We start from the raw sequence: 748 nt of genomic DNA, 5'->3' as shown, positions 1-748 counted from the left end.
TGCGCGCCAGGTTGACCTTCAACAGCCAGTTGTCGCCGAAGCGCTGTTCCAGGTTGGCGAAGGTGGTATGGGTGTTGCGCTGCCAGCGCGCCCACTTCGGCGCCAGGTTGGTGGAGGTCGGCAGGTCGGCGAAGCTGCCGTCGGCGAAGAAGTACGGCACCGTGCCCCAGGTCGAGCCGATCGGGTCGTTGTCCTGGCGCTGGTAGCCGACGGTGACCGTGGTGGTGTCGGTCAGGTCGCCTTCCAGCACCGCCATCCCGGACATCTTCTGCTCGGTGTAGTGGTCGTAGTAGTAGCCGCGGTCCTGCCAGGCGGCGACGAAACGGCTGCGGAAGCGGCCGTCGGCGGTCAGCGGCGCGGTGACGTCGGCCTGGGTGCGGCGGAAGTCCCAGGTGCCGAGCGAGGCCGCGAACGACGCATCGAAGCTCTTGCCGGGGCGCTTGCGCAGCAGGTTGACCGTGGCCGAGGGAATGCCGGCGCCGCTGAGCAGGCCGTTGGCGCCGCGGATCACCTCGACGCGGTCGTAGAAGACCATGTCGTATTCCTGGTTGGTGGAGCCGCTGTAGGTGGGCAGGCCGTCGACCTGGAAGTCGGTGATCTGGAAGCCGCGCGCGAAGTACAGCGGGCGCTGGGTGTCGTAGAAGGACACGTTGACGCCGGTGACGTTGCGCATGACGTCGTTGACGCTGAACAGCGATTCCTCTTCCAGCCGCTGCTGGCCCAGCACGCTCACCGACTGCGGCGTCTC

1 protein-coding gene is annotated in these 748 nt (G+C 67.4%); it reads right to left on the bottom strand.

Annotated elements, in window-relative coordinates; translation table 11 throughout:
* The coding region (locus CEK69_RS20735; RefSeq protein ID WP_152247688.1) for a TonB-dependent receptor plug domain-containing protein at positions 1-748 on the bottom strand (748 nt) is incomplete at both ends.

This window comes from Xanthomonas sp. LMG 12462 (genome assembly GCF_009192885.1).
Classification (GTDB): domain Bacteria; phylum Pseudomonadota; class Gammaproteobacteria; order Xanthomonadales; family Xanthomonadaceae; genus Xanthomonas_A; species Xanthomonas_A sontii.
The sequence above is the reverse complement of the archived record's forward strand: the minus strand, read 5'-3'. Positions and strand labels throughout refer to the sequence as shown.